Below are 20,680 nucleotides of genomic sequence, written 5' to 3'. Positions count from 1 at the left end.
ACATCACGTAGTTCGAAACTGCGTCGTTAGTCGCGCCTACGCATGAGGCCGCGCTCGATGACACACCAGTACACGCGGTCACGCAGATTCGCGGGAACCGCTCTATACACGGCTCGCCCAAACAGGTTCCGAAGGGCCCTCGGAACGCTCGTGGTTCCGCCCTTTAGCATCCCCCACTGCATGCGAACGTCGCTCATGAACAACGTGAAACCGCCGCGCCTTCGATACAGATTCGTGCTCACGCGGTAGTCCACAAGCACGTTGGGAACATTTCCCATTCGAGCGCCCGTGCGAAGCATGCGGTGCCAAAGATCGTAGTCTTCCATGAGAGGAATATCTCTATAACCACCGGCGACACGAACAGCGCTCGCCCGCATAAGCACCGTGGGGTGGTGGAAAGGCGAATGATCACGAAGGTATCGCGCGATCTCCTCGTGCGAAAGCGGGCGCCGGCGAATACATTCTTCGCCTGCCTCATCTAAACGCGGTCGTGAGTTCTCGTCGATCTCTCGCATATTCGACCCAACGATGTCGAGGTGGCGTTCTCGCAGTGCCGCGAGCTGCACCGCAAATCGCTCAGGGTGACTTACGTCGTCGGCATCTGCCCTTGCAATCAAGGAGCTTTCGCAGTGGGCAAGAGCACCCTCTAGTGTTCGTGCTAGCCCGCCGTGGCGCTTATTCCTTACCACGCGGGCACGCCCGAACCTGCCATCGAGAACTTCGGCGACGACGTCCTCGAGCTCTTGCATAAGTGGACCGTCAACCGCAAGGAGTAGGAGGCCCGGAGCCGTCGTTTGATCGATGGTTGCCGAGGCCAGGGCCTCGCGCGCATGAGAGGGGTCGTCCCCATTCCATAGCGGCATGAGAACGGTGAGGTCGGGATCTACCTCGCGTGCGCAGTTGGTGTTCACGTCAGCGCCCTTCGCGATCGCTCAGCATTTTCGATCGAGGTTTCGAGGGCGCGAATTTCAGTCGCATTCATCGGGTCGGCGGAAAGGACAGCGCTCGAGCGTCTGGGCGATGAGAAGAGCCCTTCTCGCAGCCCTTTGACAGCGACGGGGAGCACGTCCCCCCGAGTCCGCACGAGAGTCTTCATCCACCCAATCGTGCTCCTACCGCCGTAAAGCACCTTTTCGATCGGCGTAAACGAATCGGTCTTGGTGAGTGCCCACAGTCGGTTGCGCACATCGAAATAAAACCGGGATCCGGGGTTTGTCTGTGCGTTGGAAAACTTCACGGTGCGGTGCTCAACCCTGCTCGACGCGACCGCAAACCCGTGGGAATCGCGTAGGAGACGCCCCGTGTATTCGAAGTCATCGGACCAAATGAAGTAGTCCGCGAGTGGAAGTCCGTGCTCCCACACGTCCTCGGCTGCGATCAGAGCAGAGACAAAGCTCGCGGTGCGGATTGGCCGCGCCCCGATTTGTGCGTACCTGTCACGATCAGAATCGCTCGTACCGAGACGCGTACGGGAAGAATTCATGGGGTGTGGTCTGCCATCGGTCCACACGGCAAGCGAACTGAGAACGCTCGCGTGGACATCAAGCTTCCGTTCGACAGCGAGAAGATTTTCGAGCGCGTCAGGAGCAGGGACCGTGTCATCGTCCATGATCCATAAGAAATCCGGGCTGTGCTCGAGGAGCGCGTGCGCCATTCCAGCACAAAATCCGCCGGCACCGCCGACGTTCCGTTTGAGGTGCACGACATCGGCGCTGATCGCGTGATTGTCGGCAACAGCACCTGAGTCATCCGTACTCGCGTTGTCAATAACTACGACGCTATCGAGAGACCTCGTTTGGGCATGGAGGGAATCGAGGCAGTCTCCAAGAAGCGCCGCGCGATTGTAGGTGACCACTACCGCAACGACTCGGCGTGAATCTCCTTCTTTTTTATTCTGCACCGGGACAAAACGCTCCGGTATAGGAACCGATCCCTCCGAGCTGCTCGACTCGCCATCATGCTCACGTACCCAATTCACGGTCGATCGTAGCGACTCTTCGAGCGAGGGTCGTGAAGGTAGAAGCGCGTCAAGCTTGTCGTGCGCTAACGCAGCGCTCGGGCGGGCGTCGAGGGCAAATCGCTTCATTCTTCGCGGGAGCTCGAGTCCGCTCGCCCGCACTGCTTCACCGGCACGTCCCGCGCGCGCCATGAGACGTCTCCCAGGCAAAGAGAATGCGAGCGGTGCCGTCTTCGCGACCGAGCGCACAAGTGCGCGCAATTCGTGGTCGTCTAAACGCGGGGAATCCGCCACATTCAGAAAGTATGGTTCACCCTCGGGAAGGTTCAGTTCAAGCGCAGCCCTCACTGCACTCGCAAGAGTTCCGACGCTTGCCAGGGGCCTAGCGATGACGGTATGGGTAAGCGAGAGCGTCCTTGAGTTCACGAGCGAGCCGATCAACCGCGAAACCCTCGCGTAGGAACCAGGCCCGAACAGCTCGGCCGATCGCAAAATCAGCAGGCGTCGGCCCTCTCCTGCGCCTAGCCACTGTCCGTACAGACGTTCCGCTTCAGCAAACGCGCGCCCCTCAACCGTGGTGGGGGTAGGCGGAGCCGATTCGCGCGCGGCCTCCCCTTCACCGGTCTCCCCATAGACAACACCGCTCGAAATAAACACGATTGTGCGCACATTCTCGCTTTCGGCTGCGGAAATAAGGGAACGCGCCCCGCCCACAAGGACAGAGTTGAGCGTTCGTGCGCTCACGCAAGAGGAATCCGGTACGCCCGCGGCGTTGACGACCACGTCACGTCCGCGGATGGCTGTGCGCAACGCGCTTTCATCGCGGATATCGAGAACAGCGTGCTCAGCGCCATCTCCTAACGGTCGTATGTCGGCGGTGGAGACTTCCTGTCCGTGCGCCCTAAGCTCGCGCGCAATCTGCCCGCCAGCAAATCCCGCCCCACCGAGAACGAGGGTGCGCGCTGGTCGGTGTGGCTTTTCTGCTCGTGGCACGTTCTCTCCTCGCCTCTCGCCCGCTCTTGTCGCTAGAGTCTAGGCACGATCTTACGGGGGCGTAGTCCCGACCCTGAGTACACACGCCATCTCTGAAGCGAAGATTTGCTCACCTCGCTCTTACGTCCGAGGATCTATGCAGGGCGGTGTGTACTGTGGGAACGCGCAAAGGCGCGAATTTCCGCGCTCTCACACGAACAAAAGGTAGACACGATGACGGGTGACTCCCCACGCGACGGCGGCAACGACGGCTCGCGGCCCGGCCATTCGCGTGCGCGAGAAGGCGGATCGGCCCGACCAATCGCTCGACCGTCTGCCCCGAGGAAGCGCGGCTCTTACGAGGAGCGTTCCTCGGCTCCCGAGACGCCCACGCGCCACATGCCCGTGGTGCGCGGCGCTGCTCGGCCGGGTGCGGTACGTCTCGGCTCAACCTCTCAGGGTGACGGTCAGCACCACGCGATAAACCACCCCACGCCCCTGGCCACGGGTCATGGTTTTCCGCCCACCACGCGCAAGAAACGCTTCTCACGAAAGCGCGCCTTCCGCCTCACCCGCACATTCGTTCTTCTCTTCCTCGTCATTGCACTCGCGTGGCCTGTGGGACTCGGGCTCTGGGCGAACTCGAAGATCACGCACGTCGATGCTCTTTCCGGTGCAGCAAACACTCCGGGCGAAACCTCTCTCCTGGCCGGTGCCGATATCGAACAGGGCGGTGCCCAGCGCACCGACACGCTCATGCTTCTTCACAAGGCTGAGAACGGGAAACAATATCTCGTCTCGATCCCCCGCGATACCCTCGCTGAAATTCCGGGGCACGGTACGCACAAAATCAACGCCGCCTACGCGATAGGCGGCGCTCCCCTCCTCGTGAAGACAATGGAAAACCTTACGGGCCTCACGGTGGACCACTTCGCGGTCATCGGATTTTCCGGAGTTGAGGAGGTCGTGAATGCGGTTGGTACGGTCAACCTCTGCATCGACCAGGATGTCGATGATGAGCGCTCGGGGCTCAAGATGACGGAAGGCTGCCACGATGTCGGTGGCGAACAGGCCCTCGCGTTTGTTCGTGCACGTTACTTCGATCCCACGGCGGATATCGGTCGACAGCAGCGTCAACAGCAGTTCGTGAGCGCACTCATGGAAAGAGTCTCCTCGCCAGACGTGTTTCTCAACCCTTTCACGCAAGTCGGGCTCGCCAAGGCCGGAACCAAGGCGCTCGTGACCGACAACGACACGGGCCTCATCGACCTCGCAAGCGCGGCCCTTGTCATGCGCGCCGCTCCCACCTCGGGAGGTGCGCTCGCCATTCCGATCGAAGACCCGAACTTTAAGACGAAGCGTTCCGGTGTCGCTATCAAAGTGAACGACAAGGAAGTACGCGCCTTCTTCGCAGCGATACGAGACGGCTCAGCAAGCGTTCCTTCAAAGGAGTAATCGCACCCCCGAGTGCGTCGCGACCTATTTGAAAAGAAGGTCTGTGACGATGTTGATCGCGTTCAAAAGCGGCTGACCTTTGGCCTTCGAGTAATCCGTGTAGAGGATGTGCACGGGGTATTCGGCATAGGTGAGTTCGTGACGGCCAATCTCCGAGACAATCTCGGAGGCGTGCGCCATGCGATTCTGCTCGATTGAAATTTCATCGCATGCGTGGCGGCTGAGAACTCGCAGACCGTTGTGGGTGTCAGTAAGACGCACGCCGCTCGTAAAGTTCGTGAATAAGGTCGCCATACGCAGCACAATGCCTTTGAGAAAACCAGGTTTGGTGCGGCGATCAAGAAAACGCGAGCCGAGCACGCAGTCGACTTGCTCGGCCTGCATTTTTTCGATCATGGCGGCGGCATCCGCGACCTGATGCTGACCATCCGCGTCAAACGTCACGACCCGCATCATCGAAGGGTCTCTTAGCGCGTAGTCGATGCCGGTCTTAAGAGCCGCCCCCTGCCCCATGTTGTAGGGGTGGCGCACAACCACCGCACCAGCAGCCTCAGCCTTGGCAGCGGAATCATCACGCGAACCATCATCGACGCACACTACGAGCGGATACGTTTCGCGCAGCTTTGACACGACTTCGGCAACTACCGCCGCCTCGTCATAGAGGGGAATCACAAACCAGGTGGTTTCGGCTCCGGGGCCTAACGTCATCAGAAAGTCCTTGCGAAAATTGACGAAGCAGCAAGAGTCGAGGCGCGCGCGAGATGATCTTGTCCTCGCAACGGATAGTCTAGTCCAGCTTGCGAGGGCCTCTTCCTCTCACGGACGTGCGCAAGAGAATGCGTGCAAAGCATCTGCCACACTCCTAAAATGCTACTCAAGACGTGAAACCTTGTGACCTTCGGGCTACGCACCGAGGTCGATCACCATAGGTACTCTCACCTATCCCCGCCCACTTTCGACGCGCATGCACAAGCTCGCGTTCGACTCGCACTCACCACGCGTCTACAATTCAAACGCAGTCACGCGGCGACCGCCGGGAGGTTTGAAATGAGCACATACGACACCCTCGCAACAGTTATGGCCTCTCCCGTGGGTGTGGTACTCGAGAATCGCACTCTGATTATTCAGCTCCTCCTCATCCTCGGCATCATCGTAATTACGGCATGGCTCTTTATCACGAGGGGAGCTCGGCAACTCGCCATTCGTCGACTCATCATCCTCGCGTTTGCAGTTTTCGCCGTTCTAGCCGTGCTCTTTCCGAATGCAGTCACTGTCGTCGCACGCTTTGTGGGAGTCGGCCGCGGAACCGACCTGCTGCTTTACGCCACCGTCATCGTTCTTCTCGGCTTCCTTGCCCTGCACGAGGCCCGCAGCAAGGCCACGGAGAAGCGCACGACCAAGCTCGCGCGAAAAGTAGCCGTTTACGAGGCTGAATCGCCTGAGGCGTACCGCAACCACGCTCTGGCACCCACCAACGAGCCATGAGCTCTCCGCTCCGCTCACCCAAGAACTCACGTTAGGCCAGATTGGAACTGGTCGGCACGAGAAAGACTATCCCTCCCTGGACTCTTGCAGCTTCGCACCCTTTTCATACGCAATTTCACGCAGTTCTGACTGAAAGCTCACCATTTTTTCTCGGATCTCTCGCGAGAAGTCCGATTCTCCAGCGCCAAGAATCCGCGCGGCGAGAAGCCCGGCGTTGGCGGCGCCGCCAATCGACACGGTCGCGACGGGAACGCCCTTGGGCATCTGGACGATCGACAGGAGCGAGTCCATACCGTCAAGGTGCCGAAGCGGCACCGGTACCCCGATGACCGGAAGTGGGGTGAGTGCGGCGAGCATCCCCGGGAGGTGGGCAGCGCCTCCTGCTCCAGCGATGATCACCCGGAGGCCACGTTCGTGTGCGGAACGCCCGTACTTGACCATGTCTTCGGGCATGCGGTGAGCGCTCACAACCTCAACCTCACACGCGATCGCGAATTTCGCGAGTTGTTCTTCGGCTTCCTTCATGACGGGGTAGTCCGAATCGGAACCCATGACGATGCCGACGAGGGGGCTCGTACTCATTGACTACTCCTCTGCACTCTTAAGCGACACGATCGTGTGGGCCGCTGCGCGGGCTCGACGTTCCGCATCATCGCGGTCCATTCCCATAGCGGTCACGTGCCCGAGTTTGCGGCCGCTACGGACACTCTTACCGTACAGATGAAGCTTGATTCCGGGATCGTGCGCGAGCGCTTCTCTCGCGCCGTCAGCGAGGTTTCCGCGAGTGTCACCGAGCGTGTTGACCATGACTGTCCACGGCGACGTGAGCGTGGTATCGCCGAGTGGAAGGTCCGCGACTGCGCGCAAATGCTGCTCGAACTGACTCGTGACGCAACCATCCATGCTCCAGTGACCCGTGTTGTGGGGCCGCATCGCAAGCTCGTTCACAGCGATGCGCCCATCGGGATACTCGAAAAGCTCGACGGCAAGCATGCCTACCACGCCGAGGTCACCCGCAATGGTCTCGGCGAGCGCTCGCGCACGCTCAGAAACTTCGGCTGAAAGCTCAGGTGCAGGGGCACATACGCGGAAACATACGCCGTCCTTTTGCTCGGATTCGGTCACGGGATAGGAGGCGATTTCTCCACCGGGTCGCCGCGCAACCTGCGCCGAAAGTTCGCGCACGAAGGGGACTCGCTCCTCTGCGAGCAGCGGCTCTCCGCGTTCGAGCCAGTCGCGCGCGTCATCAATGGTGCGCACCCGCATCACACCGTGGCCATCGTATCCGCCACGCGCGGTCTTAACGATGAGGTCGTTTCCCGATACTTCAAGGGCTTCGGCGAGGTCATTCTCCTTCTCAATCCGCCACCATTTGGGACACGGATGCCCGAGCTCGGTCAGCCGCGCGCGCATCGCGAGCTTGTCCTGGGCGTACACGAGGGCATCTGGCCCTGGTCTTACCGCAACGCCCTCGTGTTCGAGCGCATGCAGGAGGTCAGCGGGAACGTGCTCGTGATCGAAGGTGACGACGTCAACGTTTCGCGCAAAGGTCGTGACCGCTTGGGGGTCATCGTGGGGTCCCAACATGACGTGCGGACTTACGCGCGCCGCAGATTCATCCGGGGATGTCGCGAGAACGTGGAGTTCAAGATCCAGTTCGATGGCGGCAGGAATCATCATGCGTGCAAGCTGGCCGCCGCCGATGACGCCAACACGCGGAAACCGTGCGTTTTTGGCCTCGGGAGCTTTGAGCCTGGTGGGGACGTGCTTGATACTCACGCGACTATTTTAATGCGCCGCTCTCGTCCGTGTCGTCGGCTTGCTCGTTCGCGGCGTCGCAGGTGGGCAATGCCTCAGGTGTCGTTGTCGCCGAGGCCGCGGCCTCTCGCTGGTGCCGTTCCGCGCGTCGTTTTTCGCGCCGTGCAACGAGTCCCTGGGACTTGGCGGAGTCCGACGGTTGCTGGCCCTCGACGTTTTCCAGCTCGGGGTCCTCGGCCGCTGGGGCCGTGGTGAGGAAGATGCCAAATCTCGCGGGGCGCTCGTCGATGAGTTCGAGTCGGCCGCCGTCATCTTCCACCAGGGTGCGGGCGAGGGCGAGTCCCACGCCCGTTCCACTCGACCCCTTACCCGAAACGGAACGCTCAAAGATGCGTTGGCCGAGGGCGGGATCAATACCTCCGCCTTCGTCGACAACCTCGATCACAGTGGACTGGTCGTTGCGGCGAACCTTGACACGCGTGGTGCCTCCGCCGTGGGCGAGGGAGTTCTCGATGAGCGTCGCGATGACCTGCGTGAGCGGCCCGTGCGAAGCCCACACGGCCGAAGCATGCGGGACTTGAATGCGCAATTCGCGTCCGGCTCCGCGGAAGGCGTGTTTCCACTCCTCGGCTTGCTGCACGAGAACCTGCCGAAGGTCGACCACACCGGGCGTTCGGCGCTGCGATGCGCGAGGCGCGTTGATGAGGTCGTGGACCACCTGGGTAAGGCGGTCTACCTGCTCGAGCGACACGCGCGCCTCCTCGCGCACCCATTCTTCGGAGCTGGTCGCGAGGATTTCGTCAAGGCGCATGGAGAGCGCTGTGAGAGGCGTACGCAACTGATGGGAGGCATCGGAGGCAAGTGCGGACTCCGCCTCGAGTCTCTCTGTGAGCATCGCACCGGAGCGTGTGAGCTCGACAGCAACGGTATCGATCTCAGCGATTCCACTCGGCTTCCACTCCGAACGGCTCCTGCCACTACCCAACTCTTCAGCGCGTCTCGTAAGTCGCACGAGCGGAGCGGAAAGTCTCTGCGCTTGCCACAGTGCGACCGACACGCCAATGGCGATCGCGCTGATCGCGGCAACGAGGATGAGCACCCACGCGCTTGCGGTGTGGGCTCGCACATCGGATTGCGGAATGCGCACCGTGACGATCTGCCCGTTCACACCCTGGGCTGACTGCTGCAGGGCGTCGGCCCCAGCATCTTCGCCCGCCTCGAGCTCCGTGTTCTGATAGTTCACGGCGATTTGGACGTCGAGGTTCACAACCTGGTCGACCGTCTCTTGGAGCATCGCCTCGTCGATGGGGAGCCCTTCGTTGAGCCGATGATCGGTCTCTGAAATGACATCCTGCAAAAGGGTTCCAGCCTGCGCCGAGAGGTTGTCCCGCACGGCCGTGAGCCACGCCGCGCCCAGAGGGATTCCGAGCAGAAGAACCGCGAGAAGCACGGTCATGAGGGTTGCTTGCAGAACTCGAAGCTGCATGGTGAGTGCCTGGCGCCCCTACTAGGCGTCGGTATCTTCGAAGCGGAAGCCTACGCCGCGCACGGTGGTGATGCGCGTTGGGCTCGTCGCGTCATCGCCAAGTTTCCGGCGAAGCCACGAGATATGCATATCGAGAGTTTTTGTGGAGCCCCACCATTCAGCGCCCCATACCTCACGCATGAGGTTGTCGCGGGTCACCACGCTTCCCGCTTCGCGCATGAGTACCGCGAGCAGGTCAAACTCCTTCGCGCTGAGCGAGAGTTCTTCGTCGTCGACATACACCCGGCGCGCCGAGGGATCGAGGCTCACGCCATTAATGTCGTACGTGTTTGAGGTCGTATCTTCGACAACCTGGGTGCGCCGCAGAAGAGCGCGAATACGTGCTTGAAGCTCGCCAAGGCGGAAGGGTTTGGTCACGTAATCATCGGCACCCGCATCAAGGCCGACTACCGCGTCGACCTCGTCGGCACGAGCCGTGAGAATGAGGACGGGCGCCTCGAGGCCGCCCTTACGAAGCCTTCTGCACACTTCAAGCCCATCGATATCGGGAAGTCCCAAATCGAGAATCACAAAGTCGATATGGCCCTCGCTTGCGGCAATCGTGAGCGCATCGATCCCCCTCGAGGCTCTCACAACGGAATAGCCTTCGCGATCGAGGGCGCGCGAGAGAGGTTCTGCGATCGCCGAATCGTCTTCAACGAGAAGTAGTCGTGTCACGAAGTCATCCTTACCAAAGTGCGTGTGTCTCCGCTGTGAGAAGCGAAGACCTTCAAGCGACTCTCCACTCTCTCACGAGAAACGCTCGATGAGCGAAGCCGCGGCCCGTTCAACTCTCACGATTGTTGTTTCACCGATCCCGTGGAGCTCCTCCGTCCATTCTGCGACACGCGCGAAACCGCCGGGAAAGGCTCGATCCACGAGATCCGCAGTTTCGCCATCAATCACGACGGCGCCCGGTTCGGCAATACCCTCAAGACGCGCGGCGAGATTCACCTTGGGGCCAAAGACGTCACCGTAACGAGAGAACATATTGCCCCACGCGAGCCCCACGCGTACGTTGGGCAGCGAAGGCTGGCGTTTGATGTTTTCGGCGATCGACAAGGCTATCCGCACGCCATCCTCGGGAGTGTCGGCGAGGAACATCACCTCGTCCCCCACGGTCTTGACGATACGCCCGCCACCGTCGGAAATCACGTCTCGCGTGAGGTTCTCGAAGTCCCTGATCACACCGGCGAGCTCGATCCCATCGATTGACTGCGCGAGGCGCGTGAACTGCACGAGGTCCGCGAATCCCACGGCGCGCGGAAGTGGAAGCGATTCGTCGTCCCAGTCGCTCGTCGACGTTCGTAGGATCTCGGCACCGGCTCGCGCCGTGTATGCCGACATCTGCCTGCGAAACACGTGGATTGTTTGATGCTCGAAAATCTCGATGAACTGCGGGATCGTTTCGAGCATATGCATGCGCGCTTCGGTATCGCTCATCCCATTGGATTGTTTTGCGTCGTCCACGAGAGCCTCCGTGAGCCACATCGCGAGCCGCCCCATATGAAATCCGAGGCCGCGAACGATGGTCACGAAGGTGTCTTCACTCAGCGCGCCATCGTTGACGAGCGCTGCGAGATCGGCGATTGCCTCGGCGTCGTCCTCGGTAAAAGCGGTCGTATCTGGCGCAACATTGGAGAAACCGAGCCCGCGCCAATAGTCAGTGCTGAGCTGACGATCGACATTGAAGTCTTCTTCGAGGTCCCGCCTGGAGTACTTACGTTCACCGTCGAGGAGGGAGCGCTCGAGAGCGCCGATGGCGCCTCGCACGCGTGCGAAACGCTCGTTGAGCGCGTCTGGCATGGCACCTTCGGCGCTATGCTCGCTCGACTCCTCGCGATCGTGAACAGTGCTCATCGGATCCTTTCAATTCCTTCTGCCCTCGTGACCCACAATCCTCACGCTCGTGGGCGAGCAAGGTGGACGTCTGCGGCATCGAGAACATGACGGCCGCGCTCGGCATTCTCCACAAGGAGCCTGCCCGCCGCGTCAACGCCGAGCGCCCTCGCGCTGTACTTCGCACCCCCCGGTGTTGCGACAACAACCCGAGAGCCTATAGTGAGACAGTTCACAGCATACCTCGTCTGCAAATTCCGAAAGCCCACTCCCCCGGAATCGACGACCGAAAAAGTGCGCGCGATGCTTTGCGAGAGAATTGCTCCGAACTCTCGGCGCTCGTCACTGCCCGCGAGCGCATCACCATACAACGAATCGACGCTCGCCAGTGTCTGTGCGCCCTCGAGCCCTTCTCGTTCCCGCTCGATTTCCCCCACGAGATTGACGCCGACGCCCGCGAGGAGACGCCTCGAATCCGCGCGGACGAGGATCCCAGCAATCTTCTCGCCTTCTGGCGTGAGAATATCGTTTGGCCACTTCATACGGGGTAGAGGCGCACCGGGTGCAAGCTCGGCGCATGCATCGAGGACCGCGAGGGCCGTCGCGAGCGGATACCACCCGCGAAACTCGGGAGCGGGCAGGGGCCACGCAACCGTCAGCGCGAGCGATTCGCCCGGCCGGTTCTGCCATCGCCTCCCCTGTCGACCGTGACCAGCTCTTTGATCCAGGGTCATGAGAGCGAAAGGCGCCTCAAGTGCGTCGTACGGCGGCTCAGCGAGAATGTCGAGTGTCGAGGTGCACGAATCGACATAAACGATGCGCAATAGATCGGTCACCGCTTCTCACTCCCGCATTTTCTCGTCCATGGCGTACACTCACGAGAGCAATTGTGCCAGGCCACGACGGAGCAGGAGTGGGAGTGAACGAGACGCCGAGGCGGTCCACAACCTCCGAGAGACTTGAAGAACTTCGATCCCGCGAGAATGCGGCCGTCACGGAGGCGGGCGCAGCTGCAGTCAAAAAACAGCATGCGCGCGGCAAGAAAACGGCTCGCGAGAGGATTGAAGAGCTTCTCGACCAAGGCTCGTTCGTGGAAACCGATCGCTTCGTGCGACATCAGAGTCATAACTTCGGGCTTGAAAAGAAGCGCATCGACGGCGACGGCATCGTCACCGGGTACGGGACAATCGACGGCCGCCAAGTGTGCGTGTATTCGCAAGATTTCACGGTCCTAGGCGGCTCCCTCGGCGAGGCCCACGGCAAAAAGATCCAGAAGATCCAGGACCTTGCTCTCTCGACCGGCGTACCAATCATCGGCATCCTCGATGGCGGCGGTGCGCGAATCCAGGAAGGCGTGGCCTCTCTCGCTACCTTCGCGGGCATTTTTCGCCGTAACACGAGGGCCTCGGGGGTGATCCCCCAGATATCCCTCATCATGGGTCCCGCCGCAGGCGGCGCGGTCTACTCCCCCGCACTCACCGATGTCATCGTCATGGTTGAGAAGTCCTCCCACATGTTCATCACGGGTCCCGACGTCATTAAGACCGTCACGGGTGAGAACGTGGGCTTCGAAGAACTCGGCGGTGCTCGCACGCACTCGAGCACATCTGGTGTCGCGCACTACATGGCGAGCGATGAATCGGATGCGCTTGACTACGTGCGCGATCTCCTCTCTTACCTCCCCGCAAATACGCTCACCGAGGCCCCCGTTTATCCCGACGAAGTCGACCTCGAACCAAGCCCCGAGGATCGCGCACTCGACAGCCTTATCCCCGACTCCCCAAATCAGCCCTACGACATGCAAAGCGTCGTCGAGGCGATTCTCGACGACGAATTTCTTGAGATCCACGGGAATTTTGCTAAGAACGTCGTGGTTGGTTTCGGGCGCGTCGAGGGACACAGTGTCGGCATCGTCGCGAACCAACCCTCGCAACTTGCGGGCACGCTCGATATCGATGCGAGTGAAAAAGCCGCGCGTTTCGTGCGCATGTGCGATGCCTACAACATCCCGGTACTCACTCTCGTCGACGTTCCGGGTTTCCTCCCGGGAACGGATCAGGAATACGGCGGGATCATCCGTCGCGGGGCAAAGCTTCTGTACGCGTACGCGGAAGCGACTGTTCCGCTCATCACCGTCATTACGCGTAAGGCCTATGGCGGCGCGTACATCGTCATGGGATCGAAGGAACTCGGGGCGGACGTGAACCTCGCCTGGCCCACGGCCCAAATTGCCGTCATGGGGGCCCAGGGGGCCGTGAACATTCTTCATCGCAAAGAACTCAAGGCCGCTTCTGAGGCAGGCAAGGACGCTGATGCACTGCGTTCACAGTTCCAAGCGGAGTATGAAGAAACCTTCGCGAATCCCTATGTTGCGGCCGAGCGCGGACTCCTCGACGGTGTGATCCAGCCTCACGAAACTCGCGAAGCCGTCACACGCGCCCTTCGTGCCCTGCGCACTAAGCGCGACGTCCTCCCGACGAAGAAGCACGGGAATATTCCCCTGTGAGCGTCCATGACCCGGTCCCCGACCCGACGCCTTCCGCTCACGGCGAGGCGGTACGCCCGAGCGTTGAATTGGTTTCGGGGCACCTCGCGAATCACGAAATTGCAGCAATCGCTGTCGCCGTTGCGGCCATGAGCGCCGTCTCGCGTGAAGAGGCGCACGAGCGCGAACTCGTCGAGCGCGCGGGCCACTCCACTTCGGCATGGAACTCCCCTGCGGTGACGCATCGTTCGGCCCATGGGCTCCGAGCCAGCGCCGGTCCGAGTTCGTGGATGTTTTCCCAGCGCTGACGCTGGATGGATAAGGTGGTGCCATGACAACGACGCGCACCCCAAGTCCTACCGACCGCCTCGCTAACGGCTACGTTGAGCGTGCGATTGCCCTGAGCCCGATGACTGCCACGAGCCTCGGCACGCCCGGCCAAGATCACCTCATGGACGACCTCTCTCCCGCGGGCCTCGACGCTGCGGCGGCTCTCGCGCGCGAGACCCTTGCTTCGCTCGATTCCGTCGAGCGCGAGCACCCGGGCGACGAGGTCGATCGCGTAACTCGCGCGGCGATGCGCGAACGACTCGGCCTCGAACTCGAGCACCACGACGCGCTCCTTACCCACGCCTGCGTGAATAACATTGCCTCGCCGGTCCAGAGCATTCGCAGCATTTTCGACATGATGCCGCAAGAGACCGCGGCGGATTGGGACACCATATGCGAGCGGCTCTCTCGCGTGCCCGAGGCCGTGCGGGGGTATGCCGATTCGCTCCGTTTCGCCGCATCGAAGGGCGTGCTCGCAGCCAAGCGTCAGCAACGCATTGGCGCCGAGCAGTCTCGTTCGTTCACCAAAGCCGACGGTTTCTTCCCCTCACTCGTGGCCAAATCCGGACTCGAGGGCTCGTCCCGTGAAGAGCTTGAGCGCCGTGTGGCGCTCGCGTGCGAGGCGTACAACGAACTGGCGACCGTGTTCGATGGGCTCGCGCAGAAGGCACCTGAGAAAGATGCGGTGGGCCGCGAGGCCTACCAGCTCGGCTCGCGCACGTTCCTCGGCGAGGAGATTGATGTCGAGGAGGCGTACGCGTTCGGCACCGACGAACTCGCTCGCCTGATCGACGAGCAAAAGCAGGTTGCTTCGCGCCTGAACGCGCACTACGGTAACGGCGGGGGCGACTCCATCGACGCGGCGATGGCCTCACTCAACGCCGACGAGTCGCTCGTTCTCCACGGCACCGAAAGCCTCAAGGCGTGGATGCAGGAACTTTCCGACGCCGCGATTCGCGATCTCGCAGGCACGCACTTTGACATCCCTGAAGAGCTCACGCGTCTCGAGTGCATGATCGCCGAAACGGGCGCGGGCGGCATTTACTACACGGGCCCGAGTGAGGACTTCACGCGCCCGGGCCGCATGTGGTGGGATACGCCCGCGGGCGTCGACACGTTCCGCACCTGGAGCGAAACGACCACGGTCTACCACGAGGGCGTTCCCGGCCACCACCTTCAGGTGGGAACTCAGCAGCTTCAAGCCGAGCGCCTCAACCGTTGGCGCGCGTCGTTCATGTGGGTTTCGGGCCACGGTGAAGGGTGGGCACTGTACGCGGAGCGCCTCATGGACGAGCTCGGCTACCTCGCAACGGACGGCGAGCGGCTCGGCATGCTCATGGAGCAGCGCATGCGCGCCGGACGCGTCGTTCTCGACATCGGTCTGCACAATGAGCTTCCCGTCCCCGAACAATTCGGCGGAGGCGAGTGGACCTACGAGCGCGGATGGGAGTTCGTACGCGAGCACTGGCGGATGGAAGAGCCCATCCAGCGGTTCGAGTACCACCGCTACCTCGGCTGGGCCGGCCAGGCACCAAGCTACAAGCTCGGCCAGCGAGTATGGGAGCAGCTGCGAGACGATGCCCTCGCCCGCGGCACGTCGCTTCGCGATTTCCACCGCGAGGCGCTCGAGCTCGGCGGCCTCCCCCTTTCCGTTTTGCGCTCCGCGCTCTCTGCTTCACAGGATGGCGGAGTCGCTTCATGAGCAGCGGGCTTTTCACGAAAGGCGCCAATTCCGACGCTTGCCCTGCGACCGTCGAAAGCACACTTCATGAACCGCTCCTCCTTCTGGCCTCACAATCCGCAGGGCGCCAGGCCGTACTGAGACGGGCAGGGATTGAGTTCACCGCCCTGCCTGCAGATGTGGATGAGGAAGCCGTTCTCGCGCACGCACTCGAACGTTGCGATGACCTGTCCTTTGAAGAGCGCGTACTGACCCTCGCTCGAGCAAAGGCCGAAGCTTCGTGCGCAGCGAGCGAGGGAGGCTACGTTGTTCTCGGCGGCGACTCGATGCTCGAGATCGACGGTTCCCTCGTGGGCAAGCCCCGCACAGCCCAGGCCGCGCGAGAGCGATGGCGGAGCATGCGAGGAAAAAGAGGACGCCTGCACTCAGGACATTGGCTTATCGACGACCGCGACCCTCGTGATGGCGGAACGGGCGCAACGTTCGGCGAAACGGCCTCGACCGATGTGTATTTTGCCGAGCTTTCGGATGCTGAGATCGACGCGTATGTCGCGACAGATGAGCCGCTCTGGGTCGCGGGCGCTTTCACCATCGACGGATATGGCGGCCCGTTCATCGAGCGCATCGAGGGTGATCACCACGCGGTTATTGGCCTCTCTCTTCCGCTTCTTCGCCGAATGCTCCAAGAAATCTCCCTCGCGGTCAGCGATCTCTGGGGCCCCGCATCCTCGTCGTAGAATTTTTCTGTCCACGGGCGGGTATATGCTCGGAAGGTTGCTGAGCACGTCGCCCAACACCTGAAAAGGATCCTGAATGCCTAAGCCCGCACTCCATCGACCGTTCCGCACGGTTCTCATCGCCAATCGCGGCGAAATCGCCGTGCGCATCGCGCGTGCATGCCGTGACGCGGGGCTTCGATCAGTCGCCGTGTATTCCGATTCGGACCGCGATGCCCTGCACACGCGGATTGCGGACGACGCCTACTCGCTCGGAGGCACAAGCGCCGCCCAAAGCTACCTCGTGATCGATAAACTCCTCGATATCGCCCAGCGCAGCGGCGCCGAGGCGATTCACCCCGGATACGGTTTTCTTTCGGAGCGCGCTGATTTCGCGCAGGCCGTCATTGAGGCGGGGCTTGTGTGGATTGGGCCAAGTCCCGACGCTATCGAAAAGCTCGGCGACAAAGTCTCTGCTCGCCACATCGCGCAAGCGGCAGGAGCACCACTCGTTGCCGGCACGCAGGATCCGGTCAAGGATTCGGGAGAGGTCGTCGCGTTTGCGAAGGAACACGGTCTTCCCATCGCGATCAAGGCGGCATTTGGTGGTGGCGGGCGCGGCCTCAAAGTCGCGCGCGAGCTCGACGAAGTGCGCGAGCTCTTCGATTCGGCTACTCGCGAAGCCATCGCTTCGTTTGGCCGCGGCGAGTGCTTCGTGGAGCGCTACCTTGATGCCCCGCGCCACGTGGAAACGCAATGCCTCGCCGATAGTCACGGCAACGTTCAGGTCGTCTCCACGCGTGACTGTTCGCTCCAACGCCGCCACCAGAAACTCGTCGAGGAAGCCCCTGCCCCGTTCTTGACTGAGTCGCAGCACGCGCGACTCGTCGAGTCGTCAAAGGCCATCCTCAAGGAAGCTCACTACGTGGGGGCAGGAACCTGCGAGTTCCTCGTTGGTCAAGACGGCACTATTTCCTTCCTCGAAGTCAACACACGCCTTCAGGTCGAGCACCCCGTAACGGAAGAGGTGACGGGCGTCGACCTCGTGCGCGAGCAATTCCGCATCGCTGCCGGCGAGAAAATCTCCCCCATCGACCCCGAGCCCCGCGGGCACTCCTTCGAGTTCCGCATCAACGGTGAGGATCCGGGTCGAGGTTTTCTCCCTTCACCGGGCCCCATCAATGCTTTTGAACCACCTCACGGACCTGGCGTGCGCGTTGACTCTGGCGTCCGCACAGGCGATGCGATCTCGGGCCATTTCGACTCGATGCTCGCGAAGCTCATCGTGACCGGCGCGAGCCGCGAGGAAGCGCTCGAGCGCTCGCGTCGAGCCCTCGCAGAATTCCGCATCGACGGCATCCCCACAGTGGTGCCGTTTCACAAGCTCGTTGTCGACGATCCTGCGTTCGCACCGAGCAGTCCGGAAGAGCCATTCAAGGTGCACACGCGCTGGATTGAGACGGAGTTTTCGGGAACAATCGATCCAGCGCCGTTGCCAAGCGCCACGGATGAGGTCGAGGATCGCGAAGCCGTCGTTGTCGAAATCGATGGTCGAAAGGTCGAAGTCTCGCTACCTGCTTCGCTTCGCGCGCCACGCGTCAAAACGCCCCAACGCCGCAAGCGCCGCACAAGCACAACCCGTGGCGGAGCTTCGGGTGGCCACGCCGTGAGCGCTCCCATGCAGGGCACGATCGTCAAGATCGCGGTAGAAGAGGGCGAAACGGTGGCCGACGGTGACCTCATCCTCGTGCTTGAGGCCATGAAGATGGAGCAACCTATCCTCGCTCACCGCAGCGGTATCGTCACACATCTCGATGCGGAAATAGGCGCGACCGTCTCCGCGGGGGCGGAACTCTGCGCGATCGAAGACTAGCGGCAGCGTGCGCGAGTAGGCTTGGTTCATGACTGAGAACGCACATACCGCAACTGACCCCTACGAGCTCGCGAAGGACGCCGCCCAGGCGCTGCGGAGCGCCTCCGGCATCGACAGAATCGATATCGCGGTCACGCTTGGTTCGGGCTGGTCCGGCGCGGCGGAGCTCCTCGGAACCGAACTCTTTAGTGCCCCTGCCGACTCGATCCCAGGCTTCCAAAAGCCTCAGGTCGACGGGCACGTCGGCACACTCAGAATTTTCGAGGTCGAGGGAGGGGCGCGTGTGCTCGTGCTCGGGGCTCGCACCCACTACTACGAGGGCAAAGGCGTCAACGCCACGGTGCACGGTGTGCGCACGGCCGCCGAGTTTGGCGCCTCCACTCTCGTGCTCACGAACGGCTGCGGCGGCCTGAACGAGCAGTGGCGGCCGGGAAGTCCCGTGCTTATCGCCGACCACATCAACTTTACGGGCGACAGCCCGATCACGGGCGCCACTTTCGTTGACCAGACCGATATCTACACTCCTCGCTTGCGCGAGATCGCCAAGAAGGTAGATTCGAGCCTCGACGAGGGTGTCTACATGCAGTTTCGCGGCCCGTTCTACGAGTCACCCGCCGAAGTACACATGGCGCGTGTGCTCGGAGCGAACCTCGTGGGCATGTCGACGGCACTCGAGGCGATGGCCGCGCGTGAAGCCGGTCTCGACGTGCTCGGTTTCTCGCTCGTGACCAACCTTGCCGCCGGGATTTCCCCCACTCCGCTCAACCACGAAGAGGTTGTTGAGGCGGGTCGCGCAGCCGCTCCGCGACTCGCGAAGCTCCTCTCCGACACCATTCACGCCATTGCCAAGGAGACCGATCGATGAGCACTCTCAAGCCGGAGCTTGCAGACCGTGCCCGTGCATGGGTAGAGGACGATCCCGATCAGGCCACGCGCCAAGAACTTTTGAGCCGCATCAAGGCCGCGGAAGCTGGCGACGATGCCGAGGTAGCCGAGCTTGAAAGCGCCTTTGCCGGCACGCTCCAATTTGGAACCGCGGGACTTCGTGGCGCGATGGGTCCCGGCCCGAATCGTATGAACGTCGCGGTCGTCTCCCGGGCGGCCGCGGGCATCGGCTCGTATTTGCGCGACGTCGTTGGTGAGGCGCGAGTGGTGATCGGCTACGACGCGCGCTATAACTCCCGCACGTTTGCGACGACGAGCGCAGCAATCCTCAGGGCCGCGGGTCACCACGTGATCCTCATGCCACATCACTGGCCGACCCCCGTACTCGCCCACGCGGTACGAGCGAAGAGCGCCGATTGCGGCATCATGGTCACGGCTTCGCACAACCCCGCCCGCGACAACGGCTACAAGGTGTACCTTGGCGGCCGCGCGGCGGGCGCGGATGGTAACGGCGTGCAGATCGTGCCCCCCGCGGATGCAGACATCGCAGCGAAGATCGCCTCCGTTGGCGCGGTACGCGAGATTCCTCGTGCCGAGGGTGGCTGGGAGATGATGCCGGAGTCCTTCGTTGACGAGTACATCGAGGCGATCCTCCCCATTCTCGAAAGAGATAGTGCCTCCGATACGAACGCGACGCGCTCGGATCGCGCGAATCTCCGCATCGTGCACACCGCCATGCACGGCGTGGGGAGCGCGACGATGCTGGCTGCTTTCGAGCGGGCTGGCTTCACCGATCTCCACTCCGTAAAGGAACAGCAAGAGCCCGATCCCGACTTCCCCACGGTCCCCTTCCCGAATCCTGAGGAAAGGGGCGCGATCGACCTCGCCGCGAAACTCGCCGAGCAGGTCGAGGCGGATCTCGTGATCGCGAACGACCCTGATGCCGATCGCTGCGCCGCGGCCATCTACGATCCTCGCCGCGAGGCATGGCGCATGCTTCATGGCGATGAACTCGGGCTTCTCCTCGCGACGTATGTGGCCACCCACCGCCCCAAGCACGGCACATTCGCCAATTCGATCGTGAGCTCCCGCTCCCTCGGGGCGCTCGCCGCGGCGCGCGGCTATGAGAGCACGCAGACCCTCACAGGATTCAAGTGGATCGCCCGCGCCGAGAACATCGTATTCGGCTACGAGGAGGCCATCGGCTACTGCGTACTGCCCGAGGTTGTGAAGGACAAGGACGGCATGTCCGCGGCCCTCGCGATTGCCGAGCTTGCCGCCCTCACGAAGGCGAACGGTTCGACCCTCACGGAGCTTCTCGACGAGCTCGCGCGCGAGATCGGGCTCTACCTCACCTCGCAGCTCTCGATCCGCGTCAGTAACCTCGACCTCATCGGCGAGATGATGCATACGCTTCGCACCACCCCACCGAAAACCCTCGCCGGTTCCTCGGTAGTCGAAGTACGCGATCTTGCCGAAGGGACCGTCGAAACAACCGGCCTTCCGCCAACGAACGGCATGCTCCTGCTTGCCGCGGACGACTCACGCGTGATCGTGCGCCCTTCCGGAACCGAACCGAAGCTCAAGGCCTACCTCGAGGTTGTCACCGAAGTCGAGGAAAATGCGGACTTTAACGACCTCTCGGCCGCACGCGAGCATGCGACCGAGAAGCTCGAACGCATGAAGAAGGAACTCAGTGAGCTCCTCGGCTCCTAACGC

Annotated in this window: 18 protein-coding genes; 9 read left to right on the top strand and 9 right to left on the bottom strand. The window is 61.9% G+C overall.

Annotated elements, in window-relative coordinates; translation table 11 throughout:
• Positions 1-26: 26 nt before the first annotated feature.
• Together M3B90_RS04150 and M3B90_RS04145 are read right to left on the bottom strand one after the other, a co-directional pair.
• On the bottom strand, positions 27-911 hold the full coding sequence (locus tag M3B90_RS04150) for a glycosyltransferase (RefSeq protein ID WP_259888769.1): 885 nt from the start codon (positions 909-911) through the stop codon (positions 27-29).
• Complete coding sequence (locus tag M3B90_RS04145; RefSeq protein ID WP_259888768.1) at positions 908-2,950, bottom strand: glycosyltransferase; 2,043 nt, start codon at positions 2,948-2,950, stop codon at positions 908-910. The genes M3B90_RS04150 and M3B90_RS04145 overlap by 4 nt, the downstream gene beginning before the upstream one ends.
• 213 nt (positions 2,951-3,163) lie before the next feature.
• Here M3B90_RS04145 and M3B90_RS04140 point away from each other — a divergent pair, with 213 nt between their 5' ends.
• Positions 3,164-4,384, top strand: coding sequence for an LCP family protein (locus M3B90_RS04140; protein WP_259888767.1), 1,221 nt, complete (start codon positions 3,164-3,166; stop codon positions 4,382-4,384).
• 24 nt (positions 4,385-4,408) lie between these two features.
• On the opposite strand, the gene M3B90_RS04135 is transcribed toward M3B90_RS04140, so the two are convergent.
• Positions 4,409-5,092: a glycosyltransferase family 2 protein gene (locus M3B90_RS04135; protein WP_259888766.1), complete on the bottom strand. Its 684-nt coding sequence runs from the start codon at positions 5,090-5,092 to the stop codon at positions 4,409-4,411.
• A gap of 339 nt (positions 5,093-5,431) precedes the next feature.
• On the opposite strand from M3B90_RS04135, the gene M3B90_RS04130 reads away from it, so the two are divergent.
• Entirely contained in the window at positions 5,432-5,869 is a 438-nt protein-coding gene (locus tag M3B90_RS04130; RefSeq protein WP_259888765.1) for a DUF2304 domain-containing protein, read from the top strand.
• Positions 5,870-5,935: 66 nt separating this feature from the next.
• Here M3B90_RS04130 and purE read toward each other — a convergent pair whose 3' ends face one another.
• The 6 genes from purE to M3B90_RS04100 form a co-directional block, all read right to left on the bottom strand.
• Entirely contained in the window at positions 5,936-6,451 is a 516-nt protein-coding gene (gene purE, locus M3B90_RS04125; protein WP_259888764.1) for a 5-(carboxyamino)imidazole ribonucleotide mutase, read from the bottom strand.
• 3 nt (positions 6,452-6,454) lie between these two features.
• The gene (locus tag M3B90_RS04120) at positions 6,455-7,648 is read right to left on the bottom strand and encodes a 5-(carboxyamino)imidazole ribonucleotide synthase (RefSeq protein ID WP_311199937.1); all 1,194 of its coding nucleotides are present in this window, start codon (positions 7,646-7,648) and stop codon (positions 6,455-6,457) included.
• Positions 7,649-7,652: 4 nt separating this feature from the next.
• Positions 7,653-9,113 carry a HAMP domain-containing sensor histidine kinase gene (locus M3B90_RS04115; protein WP_259888763.1) on the bottom strand — a complete coding sequence of 487 codons (1,461 nt, stop codon included), beginning with the start codon at positions 9,111-9,113 and terminating at the stop codon, positions 7,653-7,655.
• A 21-nt stretch (positions 9,114-9,134) separates the two neighbouring features.
• Positions 9,135-9,830 carry a response regulator transcription factor gene (locus tag M3B90_RS04110; RefSeq protein WP_259888762.1) on the bottom strand — a complete coding sequence of 232 codons (696 nt, stop codon included), beginning with the start codon at positions 9,828-9,830 and terminating at the stop codon, positions 9,135-9,137.
• Between the two features lie 72 nt (positions 9,831-9,902).
• On the bottom strand, positions 9,903-11,012 hold the full coding sequence (locus tag M3B90_RS04105; RefSeq protein WP_259888761.1) for an adenylate/guanylate cyclase domain-containing protein: 1,110 nt from the start codon (positions 11,010-11,012) through the stop codon (positions 9,903-9,905).
• Between the two features lie 41 nt (positions 11,013-11,053).
• Positions 11,054-11,827 carry a biotin--[acetyl-CoA-carboxylase] ligase gene (locus tag M3B90_RS04100; RefSeq protein WP_259888760.1) on the bottom strand — a complete coding sequence of 258 codons (774 nt, stop codon included), beginning with the start codon at positions 11,825-11,827 and terminating at the stop codon, positions 11,054-11,056.
• Between the two features lie 83 nt (positions 11,828-11,910).
• Here M3B90_RS04100 and M3B90_RS04095 point away from each other — a divergent pair, with 83 nt between their 5' ends.
• From M3B90_RS04095 to M3B90_RS04065, 7 genes are all read left to right on the top strand, one after another.
• The gene (locus M3B90_RS04095; protein WP_259888759.1) at positions 11,911-13,497 is read left to right on the top strand and encodes an acyl-CoA carboxylase subunit beta; all 1,587 of its coding nucleotides are present in this window, start codon (positions 11,911-11,913) and stop codon (positions 13,495-13,497) included.
• On the top strand, positions 13,494-13,784 hold the full coding sequence (locus tag M3B90_RS04090) for a hypothetical protein (RefSeq protein ID WP_259888758.1): 291 nt from the start codon (positions 13,494-13,496) through the stop codon (positions 13,782-13,784). The genes M3B90_RS04095 and M3B90_RS04090 overlap by 4 nt, the downstream gene beginning before the upstream one ends.
• Positions 13,785-13,807: 23 nt before the next feature.
• Positions 13,808-15,508 carry a DUF885 domain-containing protein gene (locus M3B90_RS04085; protein ID WP_259888757.1) on the top strand — a complete coding sequence of 567 codons (1,701 nt, stop codon included), beginning with the start codon at positions 13,808-13,810 and terminating at the stop codon, positions 15,506-15,508.
• Positions 15,505-16,224: a nucleoside triphosphate pyrophosphatase gene (locus tag M3B90_RS04080; RefSeq protein ID WP_259888756.1), complete on the top strand. Its 720-nt coding sequence runs from the start codon at positions 15,505-15,507 to the stop codon at positions 16,222-16,224. The genes M3B90_RS04085 and M3B90_RS04080 overlap by 4 nt, the downstream gene beginning before the upstream one ends.
• Positions 16,225-16,300: 76 nt before the next feature.
• Entirely contained in the window at positions 16,301-18,076 is a 1,776-nt protein-coding gene (locus M3B90_RS04075) for a biotin carboxylase N-terminal domain-containing protein (protein ID WP_259888755.1), read from the top strand.
• A gap of 28 nt (positions 18,077-18,104) precedes the next feature.
• Entirely contained in the window at positions 18,105-18,941 is an 837-nt protein-coding gene (locus M3B90_RS04070; protein WP_259888754.1) for a purine-nucleoside phosphorylase, read from the top strand.
• The gene (locus M3B90_RS04065) at positions 18,938-20,677 is read left to right on the top strand and encodes a phospho-sugar mutase (protein WP_259888753.1); all 1,740 of its coding nucleotides are present in this window, start codon (positions 18,938-18,940) and stop codon (positions 20,675-20,677) included. The genes M3B90_RS04070 and M3B90_RS04065 overlap by 4 nt, the downstream gene beginning before the upstream one ends.
• The last annotated feature ends 3 nt before the right edge of the window (positions 20,678-20,680 follow it).

The sequence above is a fragment of the Dermabacter sp. p3-SID358 genome, assembly GCF_025147465.1.
Lineage (GTDB): Bacteria > Actinomycetota > Actinomycetes > Actinomycetales > Dermabacteraceae > Dermabacter.
Note: the sequence above shows the minus strand (reverse complement) of the source record. Positions and strands in the feature narration are given on the sequence as shown.

Coding starts and splice junctions, on each gene's coding strand:
- M3B90_RS04070 (WP_259888754.1), top strand. CDS start 18,105: ATGACTGAGAACGCACATACCGCAACTGACCCCTACGAGCTCGCGAAG.
- M3B90_RS04075 (WP_259888755.1), top strand. CDS start 16,301: ATGCCTAAGCCCGCACTCCATCGACCGTTCCGCACGGTTCTCATCGCC.
- M3B90_RS04065 (WP_259888753.1), top strand. CDS start 18,938: ATGAGCACTCTCAAGCCGGAGCTTGCAGACCGTGCCCGTGCATGGGTA.
- M3B90_RS04105 (WP_259888761.1), bottom strand. CDS start 11,012: ATGAGCACTGTTCACGATCGCGAGGAGTCGAGCGAGCATAGCGCCGAA.
- M3B90_RS04080 (WP_259888756.1), top strand. CDS start 15,505: ATGAGCAGCGGGCTTTTCACGAAAGGCGCCAATTCCGACGCTTGCCCT.
- M3B90_RS04140 (WP_259888767.1), top strand. CDS start 3,164: ATGACGGGTGACTCCCCACGCGACGGCGGCAACGACGGCTCGCGGCCC.
- purE (WP_259888764.1), bottom strand. CDS start 6,451: ATGAGTACGAGCCCCCTCGTCGGCATCGTCATGGGTTCCGATTCGGAC.
- M3B90_RS04085 (WP_259888757.1), top strand. CDS start 13,808: ATGACAACGACGCGCACCCCAAGTCCTACCGACCGCCTCGCTAACGGC.
- M3B90_RS04130 (WP_259888765.1), top strand. CDS start 5,432: ATGAGCACATACGACACCCTCGCAACAGTTATGGCCTCTCCCGTGGGT.
- M3B90_RS04115 (WP_259888763.1), bottom strand. CDS start 9,113: ATGCAGCTTCGAGTTCTGCAAGCAACCCTCATGACCGTGCTTCTCGCG.
- M3B90_RS04135 (WP_259888766.1), bottom strand. CDS start 5,092: ATGACGTTAGGCCCCGGAGCCGAAACCACCTGGTTTGTGATTCCCCTC.